This is a genomic window from Catenisphaera adipataccumulans (assembly GCF_014202755.1).
Taxonomy (GTDB): domain Bacteria; phylum Bacillota_I; class Bacilli_A; order Erysipelotrichales; family Erysipelotrichaceae; genus Catenisphaera; species Catenisphaera adipataccumulans.
The window spans coordinates 1-12,847 of record NZ_JACHHK010000005.1 but is presented as its reverse complement, the minus strand read 5'-3'; the positions used below and the strand labels follow the sequence as shown (position 1 = coordinate 12,847).

The 12,847-nt window shown below is 49.2% G+C and carries 14 protein-coding genes; 2 read left to right on the top strand and 12 right to left on the bottom strand.

The features are described from left to right. Nucleotides 1-104: 104 nt before the first annotated feature. From map to prfA, 3 genes are read right to left on the bottom strand one after another with little or no spacing between them, the layout of a single operon-like run. Nucleotides 105-974: a type I methionyl aminopeptidase gene (map, locus tag HNQ47_RS06855; RefSeq protein WP_183328661.1), complete on the bottom strand. Its 870-nt coding sequence runs from the start codon at nucleotides 972-974 to the stop codon at nucleotides 105-107. Nucleotides 975-988: 14 nt separating this feature from the next. Beyond that, nucleotides 989-1,834 carry a peptide chain release factor N(5)-glutamine methyltransferase gene (prmC, locus tag HNQ47_RS06850; protein WP_183328660.1) on the bottom strand — a complete coding sequence of 282 codons (846 nt, stop codon included), beginning with the start codon at nucleotides 1,832-1,834 and terminating at the stop codon, nucleotides 989-991. After that, nucleotides 1,831-2,907 carry a peptide chain release factor 1 gene (gene prfA / locus HNQ47_RS06845; protein ID WP_183328659.1) on the bottom strand — a complete coding sequence of 359 codons (1,077 nt, stop codon included), beginning with the start codon at nucleotides 2,905-2,907 and terminating at the stop codon, nucleotides 1,831-1,833. Before prfA ends, prmC begins: the two co-directional genes overlap by 4 nt. Nucleotides 2,908-3,015: 108 nt before the next feature. Between prfA and galU the strand changes: the two genes are divergently transcribed. Beyond that, a complete protein-coding gene (galU, locus tag HNQ47_RS06840) occupies nucleotides 3,016-3,900 on the top strand; it encodes a UTP--glucose-1-phosphate uridylyltransferase GalU (protein WP_183328658.1) in 885 nt (294 codons plus the stop codon). An 8-nt stretch (nucleotides 3,901-3,908) separates the two neighbouring features. Here the strand turns inward: galU and HNQ47_RS06835 are convergent, their stop codons facing one another. Further along, a complete protein-coding gene (locus HNQ47_RS06835; protein WP_183328657.1) occupies nucleotides 3,909-4,310 on the bottom strand; it encodes a DUF3284 domain-containing protein in 402 nt (133 codons plus the stop codon). A 48-nt stretch (nucleotides 4,311-4,358) separates the two neighbouring features. On the opposite strand from HNQ47_RS06835, the gene HNQ47_RS06830 reads away from it, so the two are divergent. Continuing rightward, on the top strand, nucleotides 4,359-5,114 hold the full coding sequence (locus HNQ47_RS06830) for a TatD family hydrolase (protein ID WP_183328656.1): 756 nt from the start codon (nucleotides 4,359-4,361) through the stop codon (nucleotides 5,112-5,114). A 25-nt stretch (nucleotides 5,115-5,139) separates the two neighbouring features. On the opposite strand, the gene HNQ47_RS06825 is transcribed toward HNQ47_RS06830, so the two are convergent. The 8 genes from HNQ47_RS06825 to rpmE all read right to left on the bottom strand — a co-directional run bounded on the left by HNQ47_RS06825 (nucleotide 5,140) and on the right by rpmE (nucleotide 12,771). After that, complete coding sequence (locus tag HNQ47_RS06825; RefSeq protein ID WP_221248072.1) at nucleotides 5,140-6,132, bottom strand: D-isomer specific 2-hydroxyacid dehydrogenase family protein; 993 nt, start codon at nucleotides 6,130-6,132, stop codon at nucleotides 5,140-5,142. Nucleotides 6,133-6,173: 41 nt separating this feature from the next. After that, complete coding sequence (locus HNQ47_RS06820; protein ID WP_183328655.1) at nucleotides 6,174-7,148, bottom strand: ribose-phosphate diphosphokinase; 975 nt, start codon at nucleotides 7,146-7,148, stop codon at nucleotides 6,174-6,176. A gap of 54 nt (nucleotides 7,149-7,202) precedes the next feature. After that, nucleotides 7,203-8,192, bottom strand: a complete 990-nt coding sequence (locus HNQ47_RS06815) for a bifunctional UDP-N-acetylglucosamine diphosphorylase/glucosamine-1-phosphate N-acetyltransferase GlmU (RefSeq protein ID WP_183328654.1) — start codon at nucleotides 8,190-8,192, stop codon at nucleotides 7,203-7,205. An 83-nt stretch (nucleotides 8,193-8,275) separates the two neighbouring features. Beyond that, nucleotides 8,276-9,553, bottom strand: coding sequence for a GumC domain-containing protein (locus HNQ47_RS06810; protein ID WP_183328653.1), 1,278 nt, complete (start codon nucleotides 9,551-9,553; stop codon nucleotides 8,276-8,278). Between the two features lie 34 nt (nucleotides 9,554-9,587). Beyond that, complete coding sequence (locus tag HNQ47_RS06805) at nucleotides 9,588-10,247, bottom strand: ComF family protein (RefSeq protein ID WP_183328652.1); 660 nt, start codon at nucleotides 10,245-10,247, stop codon at nucleotides 9,588-9,590. Beyond that, on the bottom strand, nucleotides 10,172-11,299 hold the full coding sequence (locus HNQ47_RS06800) for a helicase-related protein (protein WP_183328651.1): 1,128 nt from the start codon (nucleotides 11,297-11,299) through the stop codon (nucleotides 10,172-10,174). The genes HNQ47_RS06805 and HNQ47_RS06800 overlap by 76 nt, the downstream gene beginning before the upstream one ends. Before the next feature lie 35 nt (nucleotides 11,300-11,334). After that, nucleotides 11,335-12,504, bottom strand: a complete 1,170-nt coding sequence (locus HNQ47_RS06795; protein WP_183328650.1) for an aminotransferase class I/II-fold pyridoxal phosphate-dependent enzyme — start codon at nucleotides 12,502-12,504, stop codon at nucleotides 11,335-11,337. Nucleotides 12,505-12,561: 57 nt separating this feature from the next. Then, on the bottom strand, nucleotides 12,562-12,771 hold the full coding sequence (gene rpmE / locus HNQ47_RS06790; protein WP_183328649.1) for a 50S ribosomal protein L31: 210 nt from the start codon (nucleotides 12,769-12,771) through the stop codon (nucleotides 12,562-12,564). Nucleotides 12,772-12,847: the final 76 nt, after the last annotated feature.

Sequence of the window (12,847 nt, the reverse complement as noted above, 5' to 3'; positions counted from 1 at the left end):
CCTCCTAATACGGTTATAAAATAGCACAAGAAACCCGTGAATACAAGCTTTCAAGGCCTTTTTCAAGCCGTTTCGCGCCATTTGGCAAACTGTAAGCGGTTAACTTACCACGCCAGAATTTCAACACCGTGCTCTGTCACCAACAAGGTATTTTCCCATTGTGCGCTCAGCTTGCCGTCTTTGGTATAAGCCGTCCAGCCATTTTTCTGATCAATGTACAGCTGATAGACACCTTGGTTGATCATCGGTTCAATGGTGAAAACCATGCCCGGCGCCAGGATCATTCCGGTATTGCGCACCCCAATATGGCGGACATACGGATCTTCATGAAAACCGTTGCCGACACCGTGGCCGCAGAAATCCCGTACGACGGTATAACCGTTCTTATGCGCATGTTCCTGGATCGCTGCGCCGATATCGCCCAGATATCCCCACGGACGGACCGCTTCGATGCCTTTCTCCATACATTCTTTGGTCACATCCACCAGACGCTGAGCCTCTTCACTGACTTTGCCGACACAGAACATCCGGCTGGCATCTGCGTAATGTTTATGGAAAATCGTCGTACAGTCGACATTGACGATATCGCCCTCTTTTAAGACCACATCCGGACTCGGGATGCCGTGGCAGACTTCATTATTGACGGATGTGCAGACGCTTTTCGGATAGCCCTCAAAGCCCAGATCCGCCGGAATACCGCCATGTTCCGTCGTATAGTTATAAACCATCTGATCGATTTCTTCCGTCGTCATGCCGGGGCAGATCTTCTCTTCGATCAAATCGAGCACACCGTTGTTGATGGCGGCCGCTTTCTTGATCCATTTGATATCCTCTGCATTTTTGATCAAATTATGTCCCGGGACGATCTTTCCCTGCAGCCGCAGAACATTGATCGTTTCATCCCATTTTTCATGACAATTCTTGTACTTTTTTCCTGATCCGCACCAGCATGGTGCATTTTTATTCATTTTCATATTTCAGCTTCTTTCTATTTTTCGATCGTCAACATTCGATCTTTCCCGCTCATATCTTGATGCACTTCGATGACTGCCTGCGGAAAATACGACTTCGCCAGTGCCGTAAGCCGTTCCCTTTGGTCATAGCCGATCTCAAATGCCAGCAGAGCATCCGGCCGGCAGACTTGTTCCGCATGCGCAAAGACATCCCGATAAAATTTCAATCCGTCTTCGCCCCCGAACAAGGCAACATGCGGCTCATAATCCACCACGCTATGTTCCATTTTTTCGGCCTGCGGAATATACGGCGGGTTGCAGACACAAATATCACAATGCAGATCACGGTCGATGAACGGCTCCAGCATATCCCCGCGGATCAGCTGCACATCCGCATCGAACTTCTCCCGATTCGCACGGGCTACCTTCAAGGCTGCCGCAGAAATATCCGAAGCAATGACATGCATGCGCGGTTCTTCTTTATTTAAGGAGATCCCGATGGCGCCCGATCCGGTTGCCACATCGAATACCGTCACCTGCTCACGGTCTGAAAATTTCTCATCAAATTTCTGCAGCACCAGACCGACCAGTTCTTCCGTTTCCGGACGCGGGATGAGCACATCAGGATTTACGATAAAATCATAGCCATAAAACCATTCATACCCTAAGACATAACCAAGCGGTTCGCCTTTCTCCATCTCATGAATGCCTTCCAGATAATCGGTCATCAACGCTTCGGGGCAGTCATTGTCCATTTCCAAATATAAATTGATCTCCTTCTGCCGGCAGAGTTCCACCATCAGCACCTGGGCTGCCTGTTCCCCCTGCCCGGCCTGATACAGCCGTTCCTGCCCTTCTTTGACCAATTCATGATAGGTCATGAACGTTCTCCTGCTAGTTTGGCTTTCTGATCCGCTGCCGTCAGGGCATTCATCAGATCATCCAGACGGCCGTCCATGATCCGATCCAGCTGATTGACCGTATAGCCGATCCGGTGATCCGTCACGCGGTTCTGCGGATAATTGTAGGTGCGGATCTTTTCGGCCCGGTCGCCGGTGCCGATCTTTGACATCCGCTCTGCCTCATTTTTCGCTTCTTTCTCCCGCTGCTGCTCTTCATAGACACGGGCGCGGATGGTCATCAGCGCCGTAGCACGGTTCTCGTGCTGACTGCGGCCGTCCTGACACTTAACAACGATGCCGGTCGGTTTATGTACGATGCGCACGGCGGAATCGGTTTTATTGATGTGCTGACCGCCGGCACCGCTTGAACGCATGGTCTCGATTTCCAGATCGTTCATATCCAGTTCAAAGTCTTCCTCTTCGATCTCCGGCATACATAAAACAGTGGCCGTCGAAGTATGAATACGGCCCTGACTTTCAGTCTTCGGCACCCGCTGTACACGATGGGAACCGGACTCGAACTTAAAAGTACCGTACGCGCCGTCGCCGGTGACTTTAAAGGATATCAATGAATAACCGCCGGCTTCCGACGGTTCTGCTTCAATGATCTCCGTTTTCCAGTTCTTGCTTTCGCAGTATTTGATGTACATGCGATATAGATCTCCCGCAAAGATGTTTCCTTCGTCGCCGCCGGCTGCGCCGCGGATCTCCAGAATACAGTTGTGTGAGTCGTTCGGATCTTTCGGCACCAGTAAGATTTCCAAGCGATCCAGGTCAGCCTGGATCTTGGGTTCCAGCTCATCGATCTCGGCCTGGGCCATTTCGCGGATCTCTTTATCATCCTCTTTCAGGAGCTCTTGATCCTCGGCCAGTTCTTCTTTGGCCTTTTTATATTTTTGATACGTTTCAACGATCGGAGTCAGTTCGTTTTGTTCCCGGCCGAGCTTGGCCATGGTCTTACGATCTGAAACGATGTCGCTGCGCATCATTAATTCATTGATTTCATTGTATCGTTCGACGATTCCGTCCAAACGGTCTTCCATTTTTGACATAGCTTCGCATCCTTTCATTCTCTAATATATCATTTTATCATTTTCTTTTCGAACTTTATACATGTTCCATGGTATAATCATACTGTTTGAACCAAGGAGGAAAAAGTCATGTTTAAACCAGTCCGTAAGGCTATCATCCCGGCCGCGGGATTTGGTACGCGTTTTCTGCCGGCAACCAAAGCCGTTCCGAAGGAAATGCTGCCGATCGTCGACGTGCCGACCATCCAATATATCGTCGAAGAAGCTGTACAGAGCGGCATCGAAGAAATCTGTATCATCACGAACAGTTATAAAAACTGCGTCATCGACCATTTTGATGTCAGTTTTGAACTGGAACAGAAGCTGAAAGAATCCGGCGATACGGAACATTTAAAAATGGTACAGGACATCGCCAATATGATCAACGTATTTGCGGTACGGCAGAAAAACCCAAAAGGACTTGGTCATGCGATCTTGTGTGCGAAACAATTCGTCGGCAATGAACCGACCGCAGTGCTGTTGGGCGATGATATCGTGCGCAATCCGGGCGGACCGACTGCGATCCGTCAGCTGATCGACGTCTACAACGAAACGGGTGCGACCGTTGTCGGCGTCCAGACCATCAAACATGAAAATGTCAATAAATACGGTGTGATCGATCCGGAAAAGAAGATCAACGACCGTCTGATCCAGGTCAAGACGTTCGTTGAAAAACCGGACATTGACAAAGCACCAAGCGATATGGCCATTTTAGGCCGCTATGTGCTGACGCCGGAAATCTTCGATTTCCTTGAGACCCAGCAAGCCGGCAAAGGCAACGAGATCCAGCTGACCGATGCGATCGATCGTCTGGCGCAGAAAGAAAAAGTGTATGCATATGATTTCGTCGGCAAGCGGTACGATGTCGGTGATAAGAAAGGCTTCCTGCAGGCACAGGTTGAATTTGCGCTGGCACGGGAAGATACACACGATGCGATGGTAGAGATCATCGAAAATTTAGGTTATAAAAAATAATCGGGCATTTACTTGCCCGATTGTTTTTTTCTGATGCGCTTTTCCGCATCCCGGATCGTTTTTCTGACTTGTTTTGCCGCTTCCCTTTCATCCATGGAACCTGGCCCCAGATAGTCCTGTGTATAAGTGATCGTACATGAGCGATCATCGATTGGTTCAAACGCGTATGTGAAGGTCAGCCGGCTGAAGACGGTGACGAATATCGCTGTGTATTTTCGGTTCGGCACTAATTTGCCGATCTTCACCTTGATGGACCGGCCGGCGCTCTTTTTCCGATAGGTCATGCCTTTGGTCAGCCTTGCTTCATCGACGGTACGGCCGGTGACTTGTTTGATTTCATCCATGGCCGACTGCACCAGTACGTGATAGAACGCTTCGGCACTGACATTTACTCTCATCTTGACTTGCATCGTTTTTCTCCTGCTTTATGATTATAATATATCTTAGGAGGTTTGAAAATGTACACAGACAGCCATTGTCACATCACCTGCGATCGTCTATACGCAAGAGTGGATGAAATCATTCAAAATATACAAACGCATCATGTCACATCGTGCATGATCATGAGCACGAATCAAACCGAATTCGAACGGGCGAAAGTCATCAAGGAACAATATCCGTTTTTCAAACTGGCGTTCGGCTGGTTTCCCGGCGATGCCAAAGAAATGACCGATGCACATCTGACCTATCTTGAAAATGAGATCCAGGCCGGTCACCTGGATTGTCTGGGAGAGATCGGTTTGGATTACCATTGGGATACGTCATTCAAAGACGCACAGAAACAATTGTTCGTCAAACAGCTGGAAATCGCCAATACGTATCACCTGCCGGTTTCCATCCATATGCGCGATGCCACGAAAGACTGCATGGATCTGCTGCGGCAGCACGCGCATACACGGATCATCTTTCACTGCTTCTCAGGCAGTCCGGAAACCATGCAGGAAGCCTTGAAAATGGATTCAGTGATCTCCTTTGCCGGACCGATCACGTTCAAGAATTCCCGGCAAGGGCCGGCTTGTGTCAAAGCCTGCCCCGCCGACCGGATCTTAAGTGAGACCGATTCGCCGTATTTAACACCGGTGCCGCATCGTGGTCATGAAAACGAACCGATGTATGTGCGGTATGTGGCAGAAAAAATTGCCGAACTGAAAGACATGGAAGTCCCATCTTTGTGTGCACAGATCGAAAAAAACTTTGCGCATGTCTTCGCATAAAGGGAGTGCCCAGCGGACACTCCCCCTATTTTATTTTGACTTCGTGCGGATTCTCGATTCCCTGCTGAAAACATTGCACACTTTGAAAGATCCCTTCCACCATCTGACGGACATCCCGCCGTGTGTAAAAAGCAGTATGCGGACTGACGATCACATTCGGAAACGAACGCAAAATGGCCAGCTGATCCTGATCCATGACATCTCCCATGTGATTGTAGTAGTATAAGCCATTTTCGTTTTCGACCACATCCAGTGCCGCTGCACCGATCTTGCCGCTTTTCAGTGCCTGGATCAACGCCTTGCTGTCGATCAGCTTGCCGCGGGCCGTATTTACGATCACCGCTTCGTCTTTCATCTTTGCCAATGTTTGTTCATTGATCAGATGATAATTATCCTTGGTGGCGTTGGTATGCAGCGTGACGGCATCACTTTGCGCCAGCAAGTCATCCAGATCGACATACTCTGCATATTTTGCGGCTTCTTCATTTGGATACAGATCGTAAGCCAGGATCCGGCAGCCGAAACCGGACAAGTGCCGGACCACGGTCGTGCCAATGCTGCCGGTGCCGATCACACCGACCGTGCAGTCCGAAATGTCCCGGCCGATTTTCCCTTTCAGCGAATAATCCTGCAGCTCCGCGCGTTTCATGATATGGTTCATGCGGCGCAGGCTCATCAACATCAGCATGATCGCATAGTTGGCAACACCGTTGGGTGTATAGCTGATGTTGGAAACACGCAGGCCGAGTTTAGCTGCAACATTTAGGTCAACATGATCGTAGCCGATGGACCGGCATGTCAGATACTTGACACCTAGATCCTTGAATTTATTCATCAGCTTTTCCGGCATTGCACAAGGTGTAAAGCTGACCGCGTCACACCCAGCCGCCAGATCGGCATTTTCCATCGACGGATAGGCGGCCGCCCAATCAAAATCGATTCCCGTTTCCTGCTTTAACTCTTCACAATACGGCAGTTCATCAAATTCCCGAAGTGCATAAAAAAATATTTTCATCATGATCCTCTTTTCCGCTAAAAAAGAGCTGGAATTCAGCTCTTTCAATCTGCAATGTAGCCATGTACGGCATGCTTCAGTGCTGCCGATAAAGAAGAATTGGTTTCGACCGAGCTGATCAATCCAGCCAGCAGCGGTGCTACCGATAAAACTTTCATTTCCGGGAACTTCTTTAAATTCTCGGTTTGATCGATCGTATTCGTGCAGACAAATTCTTCCAATCCGGCTGCTTTCAGACGATCGATCGCCGGTCCGGACAAGATACCATGTGAGCAGGTTGCATACACTTTGGTCGCACCGTGCTCTTTCAGCATCTTGACACCGGATGAGATCGTACCGGCTGTATCTACCATGTCATCAATGATGATGGCAACTTTACCGTTCACATCACCGATCAGATTCATTGCGACAGCAACGTTCGGTTTCGGACGGCGTTTATCGATGATCGCGATCGGTGCATGTAAAGCTTCTGCCAAATGGCGCGCGCGTACGGCACCGCCATGATCCGGCGAAACAACAACGATCTTATCCAGATCACTGGCTTCCTTGTGCAGGAAGTAATTGGCGATCAACGAATTGGCCGCAATATCATCGGCCGGAATATCATAGAATCCTTGAATCTGTGTCGCGTGCAGGTCGACCGTTGCGACGCGGCTGGCTCCGGCGCTTTCCAGCAAGGTCGCCACCAGTTTCGCTGTGATCGGCTGACGCGGTTTCGCCTTGCGGTCCTGACGTGCATATCCGAAATACGGAATGATGCAGTTGATGGTCTGCGCACTGGCACGCTTGCAGGCGTCGATCGCAATCAGCAGTTCCATTAGATTGTCGTTGACCGGCTTGTTCGTGCTTTGGACCAGGTAAACGTGTTTACCGCGCACCGAGTCTTTCGGTGTTACCAGGATCTCACCGTCGGCAAAATGCTCGATCGCAATATCGCCGAGCGACATCCCTAACTCATCACAAATCTCTTTGGCTAATTCCTTACTAGATGATAATGCGAATACAATAGTATTTTCCATGTGTTGTCCTTTCTCATTGATGTAACTCTGCTCAAATGTTCCCTCACGCTGAATTCAGCGGCTGCGTTCTGTGAATGCTTTCACTGTTTCGCCCTCGTCAATCTGCGTTCCATGGACATAGGCCATGGGACCGATCTTGGCATTTCTGCCGATCGTCGCCTGATCGATGACCGTGTTGGGAAAAATCTCAGCACCGTCTGCGATGATCGATTCCCCGGTGATCTGTGTTCCCGGATGAATGATGACATCGTGCCCGATCTTTACATCTTTGCCGATGACCGTCCGCTGCGGATCAACGATCTGCACGCCCTCCTGCATCCAATGGGTATTGATGCGGCTGCACATCCATCGATAAGCACGATGCAGTTCTGCACAATCATTGATGCCCAGGACTTCTTCGCGGTTCTCGATCACCATGCCGTTGACTTTTTTGCCCTGCCCGGCCAGGATCTTCACCATATCGGTCAGATAATATTCGTGCTGGGCATTGTCGGTCGACAATTGATCGAGATTGTCAAACAGGTCGCGATTCTTGAAACAATACACACCGGCATTGATTTCACGAATCTGCAGCTGTTCCGGCGTACAATCTTTGGCTTCGACGATCGCCGTCACATTGCCTTCGGCATTGTGAACGATCCGTCCGTACGCACCGGCATCCTCCAGCATCGCGGTCAATAATGTCAGCGAGGCGCCTTCATTGGCCTGAAACAACTGTTCCAGCGTTTCCGGCTGAATGCACGGTCCGTCCCCGTTGATGACCACAGTGTCGCCCTGCGCATCTTTCAGCTGCTGGCATTGCATCACGGCATGGCCAGTCCCCAGCTGCGGTTCCTGCAGTGCAAATTCTACATCATGATAATAAGACTGAATGCTTTCAGCCTGATATCCTACGACGACAACAATTCGTTCAACGTGAACTTGCCGCAGGGCATCAACAATATAAGATAACATCGGTCGGTCGATGATCGTATGCATGACTTTAGAACGTTCCGATTTCATTCGGGTTCCTTTGCCGGCTGCTAAAATGATTGCGTTGCGCATCTTGCTTCCACCTCTTTCAGCTATATCTATTCTAGCAAAATTTTTTAATCAATCAATAAAAAACCGGAATCATCCGGTTTTCTTTAGTCTAAGCTGTCATACTGCGCCTGCAGTTTATTGATCTGTGCCGTATAAGAATTGACCAATGTCTGCGCATCGGATTCATCTTTCTGCGCATCGCTTAAGTCCTCCTTCGCGCTCGACAGCTGGGTCTCCAGCGATTTTTTCGTCGAACTGTAGGATGCATTCAGGCCGTCATAGGTGCTCTTGGCCGTGTTGTATTCGGACTGCGCCTCATTATACGCCTGCTCCAATTCATCATAATTGTCATCTTCGCTGTCCGCTTCCTGATATGCTTTTTTCGCTGCTTCATAAGCGGTCTGCGCGGACTGATAATCTGTCTTTGCGTTGCTCAGATTGGTATCCAGATCGGTCAGCTGCTGATTGATCGAATCAATGGTCGACTGCGCCGTGGTCTCACTGTTCTGCGCATCGGTCAGATCCTGCTGCGCGGCGGCCAGCTTGGTCTTCAACGCATTGATCCTTGACAGCAGTTTTGCCTTTTTCTCCGCGTTCTTCGTGTTGTTATTTTTGGTTGATTTCTTCTTTGCCGATTTTGCCTTTGCTAAAAGCTGATTGAACGTATAACCGCTTTTCTCTTTCAGGATCGCGTCAATTTCATCCTTTTCAGCATCGGTCAGCTTGTTATAGATCGACTCATATTCAGTGATGTCCTGTTTTTCAGAAGAAGATAATGAATCATAGCTTTCTGCCCACTTCTTTAAATCGGAATAACCGCTGGTCGCTTCGGCTGCATTCTCGTTGTTGTCGATCAATGTCGTCACCGCTTTGGCTACACCGACCACTAAAAGGACAGATAAAACCGCAACTGCAATATACTTAATGATCCTGCGCGTATCTTCCTGATTCAGCGCACTGTGTTTTTTCTTGCCGCCCGAACCGCCGGAAACGACTTTCCGTTCCAACTTCGGCGCATCAGCATCCTTTTGTGCCGATGTCTGCGATCCGGATTCTTCCCGTTTCCACAATCTCTGGATCTTATCATCGCTCATGATGACGGTTTTATTCGAGTCTTCTTCCTCTTTGATTTGATGCGGATTCCAGGCCATGGTCCGGCCGTCCGCATCATCGGTTGGTTCTTCTGTTTCCGGATCGTTCAGATCCGCCTGACTTAATACCGGTTTTGCTTCCGGTTTCGTTTCTTCTTTTTTATTTTTCTGCAAACGCTGTACGCGGCTCTTGCGCTCTTTTTCCTGCTTGAACGCATTCATTTTCCGCTCCAACGTATCATCACTTTCCATCGAGTCGATCAATTTAGAAATTTCATCATTGTCTTTCATATGGATCTCCCCTTTAGAGTGTATTTTACCAAATTCATTGCCGTTTTACTACTAAATTTTGTGAATGCGTTTCCAGCCATAAAGGGTGCCCGGCCAGCACAAAGACACGGTCAGCCGGTATCAGATCCAGGCAGGCAGTTAATGTCGAACCAGTCGTGCATACATCGTCAACCAATAGGTAGGGGCCTTTAGGTAAGGGATATAACGTTTTTTTCTGAATGATTTGATCGATCTGACGGCGGGCAGCCGCCGACTGCTTGCTTTGCTTGACAGCACTAGTTTTATAGAACGGAAAATAGATTTCAAATGGTTCATAAATAGCCGAAATGGTCTCAAACCCACGTGCCATACGCTTTTCGGCTGAACTCGGCGGACCGAGGAGGATCCGATCCCGGCTCCATTTTCGAAACACGCGTCGATCCAAAAACAACGGGGCCAAAGCTACATCTCCTTGTTCCTTCCATTGAAACAACAGACGTTCCAGAAACGGATCATATTCATAAAGTACGAACCAGTCAGCGCCGTGCACATGATAGATCTCTTTACGAACGATCAGCTGCTGCCGGCAGTCCGGACAGATCACATCTTCATTCCACGGCGCCAGCGGCTGCTGACAAATCAGACATAGTCGTTCATCTGTTGCAACTGCCTGACGCAGTCTTTGACTGAGTCGTCGGCATAGCGACAAAGACATATCGCTTCTCCTTGCGGCGCATCAAAACTGCGCCCCACCCGTCCGAAAATCTGGATCAAGCTTGCGGAAGTAAAAACCGCGTGCTGTCCCTGATAAACCAGCACCTGCACATTGGCGACCGTGATGCCGCGTTCCAATAATGTCGTACAGACCAGACGGGAAAACTGATGATCACGGAATGCCTCCATCTGCTCATCCTTGTTTTCTGTTCCGGAATGAATATACGGACACCGTAACAAGCCCGCCATCCAGATACAGTCGGCCTTGGTCGGCACAAAAACCAAGATGGGTTCCGTATGATGATGACAGAACGATAATATAAACAGCACCTGCATCCAGGCCGGCATTTGTTTGATCTGCGGAACTGGGATCGGATGATGATGCGGCCGTTCAAACAGACAAACTTCTTTCATCTTGCCGGCTTTCATCGCTTTGCGGAATGTCTCATCCGGTGTGGCGCTCAAATACAGGATCTGTCCGATGCATGATTGGGCAGCGATCGATTCCAGCAGGGCATTGCCCGCATACGGAAACGCATCGACCTCATCGAGGATCAGTAAATCAAACGCATATGGATAGCGATAGAGCTGATGCGTCGTGCATACGATCAGATCCCCGTCGGTCACATCGGTATACCCTTGGCAGACCGCAATGACGTTCAGATCTGGAAAGAAGCTTTGCATACGCGCGCGGATCTCCAGCACGACTTGCCGGCGGCTGATCGCAAAACAGACTTTCTTTCCTGCTTTCAAATAGTAACAAATGCTTTCCAACGTGCATTCTGTTTTCCCCGCACCGGTTGCCGCATACATGAAGACATCATAACCGGCTTTGAGATGCGACAGCGCCTGCGCAGAGGCCTGTGCCTGATGTTCCGTCAAAGAATAGTTCATGACCGGCCGGACCGGCAGTTTCCGACGAGACAAATTGGCCGGCTGGACCGGCATCCCCACATCCAAACGCGAGAACCCGATGCACCGGCGGCAGTACCACACCCCGTGATCCTGCGCAAACAGCCGCGGATCTTCATTTTGACAACGCAGACATTTCATAAACAGATATACGCATGAAAAAAGACGATGACCATTCATCGTCTGAAAATACCTGATTTTTTGATCCGCCGGGCGGCCTCTTCGATTTGATCGATGTCCTGAACCAGCGCCAGGCGCACATAACGCTCGCCCGCTTCGCCGAATGACTGCCCCGGTGTCACGACGACGCCCGCCTTGTCCAGAAGATCTAACACAAAAGCTGCGGAATCTTTATACGTATCCGGGATCCTTGCCCATGCGAACATGGTCGCCTTACTGACAGGAATATCCCAGCCAGCTTCTGCGAACGCTTTGACCAGCGCATCACGGCGGTCCTGATAAGCCTGCCGCGTTTCAGGAATGCTGGAGCCGCCATGCCGCAGCGCCTCGATGCCCGCATACTGGACCGGCAGGAAAATACCGTAATCCATGTTGGATTTTAATATATTATAAGTGCGGACCACTTCTTCATTGCCGACCAGCACGCCCAGTCGGGCACCGGCCATTCCGTATGTCTTCGAAAAAGAGTTCAGTTCCACACCGACTTCTTTTGCCCCCGGATAGGAAAGGAAGCTTTTGCCTATTTTACCATCAAAGACCAATTCGCTGTAGGCATTGTCATGTACAACAAGGATATCGTATTTTTTCGCAAACGCGATCAGCTTTTCATAGAATGAATCCGGTGCCGTTGCACAGGTTGGATTGTTCGGGTAAGAAACGATCATCATTTTTGCCTTCTTGGCCACGTCTTCATCAATCTGATCGAATTGGATCAAATAATCGTATTCTTCTTTCATCGGCATATAAACGACTTCCGCACCGGCTATTTTTGGTCCGTCGCTGAAGATCGGATAGTGCGGATCCGGGACCAGCACGATATCCCCCGGATCACAGACAGCCAGCGGCAATGTGCTCAAGGCTTCCTGACTGCCCTGCAGGCACATGATTTCATCATACGCTAATTCAACATGATACCGGTTTTTATACCAGTCCTGAATGGCTTCGATCATTTCCGGCAGTTCTTTGATTGCATACCGATAATTATCACCGACCGTTACGGATTCCTGCATCACTTTGATGATAGAAGGTTCTGGATAGATATTTGGGGAACCGATGGAAAAGTCGATCGGGTCTTTTCCGGTCTTTTTTGTATATTCTGTTTTCTTATCTTTTAATGTCGTAAAAATGGACTCCTGAAACATGTCCATCCGTTTTGCGAATTTCATATTCTCACCTGCCGCATTCATTATAGCATAAGAAAACCGGACTCGTCAGAGCCCGGCTTACTTCAAACCGTATTTCTTATTAAATTTCTCAATACGTCCCTGTGCCGCTGCGAAACGCTGACGGCCGGTATAGAACGGATGGCAGTTGCTGCAAGTATCGACACGCAATACGTCGCCCTTGATCGTGCTTCCTGTCTCAAATTCATTACCGCAAGACGTACAAACACATTTCACCTTGTGATAATTCGGATGAATCCCTTTTTTCATCGCTTTTTCCTCCTTCCGCCTTAAACTTCAGTCGAGTTTAAAGTAAGTGCGCAAACATTATACCAATCCTTTTGGT

Coding starts and splice junctions, on each gene's coding strand:
- HNQ47_RS06810 (WP_183328653.1), bottom strand. CDS start 9,553: ATGAAAGACAATGATGAAATTTCTAAATTGATCGACTCGATGGAAAGT.
- HNQ47_RS06825 (WP_221248072.1), bottom strand. CDS start 6,132: ATGATGAAAATATTTTTTTATGCACTTCGGGAATTTGATGAACTGCCG.
- galU (WP_183328658.1), top strand. CDS start 3,016: ATGTTTAAACCAGTCCGTAAGGCTATCATCCCGGCCGCGGGATTTGGT.
- HNQ47_RS06805 (WP_183328652.1), bottom strand. CDS start 10,247: ATGTCTTTGTCGCTATGCCGACGACTCAGTCAAAGACTGCGTCAGGCA.
- HNQ47_RS06800 (WP_183328651.1), bottom strand. CDS start 11,299: ATGAAATGTCTGCGTTGTCAAAATGAAGATCCGCGGCTGTTTGCGCAG.
- HNQ47_RS06795 (WP_183328650.1), bottom strand. CDS start 12,504: ATGAAATTCGCAAAACGGATGGACATGTTTCAGGAGTCCATTTTTACG.
- prmC (WP_183328660.1), bottom strand. CDS start 1,834: ATGACCTATCATGAATTGGTCAAAGAAGGGCAGGAACGGCTGTATCAG.
- map (WP_183328661.1), bottom strand. CDS start 974: ATGAAAATGAATAAAAATGCACCATGCTGGTGCGGATCAGGAAAAAAG.
- HNQ47_RS06835 (WP_183328657.1), bottom strand. CDS start 4,310: ATGCAAGTCAAGATGAGAGTAAATGTCAGTGCCGAAGCGTTCTATCAC.
- prfA (WP_183328659.1), bottom strand. CDS start 2,907: ATGTCAAAAATGGAAGACCGTTTGGACGGAATCGTCGAACGATACAAT.
- HNQ47_RS06820 (WP_183328655.1), bottom strand. CDS start 7,148: ATGGAAAATACTATTGTATTCGCATTATCATCTAGTAAGGAATTAGCC.
- rpmE (WP_183328649.1), bottom strand. CDS start 12,771: ATGAAAAAAGGGATTCATCCGAATTATCACAAGGTGAAATGTGTTTGT.
- HNQ47_RS06815 (WP_183328654.1), bottom strand. CDS start 8,192: ATGCGCAACGCAATCATTTTAGCAGCCGGCAAAGGAACCCGAATGAAA.
- HNQ47_RS06830 (WP_183328656.1), top strand. CDS start 4,359: ATGTACACAGACAGCCATTGTCACATCACCTGCGATCGTCTATACGCA.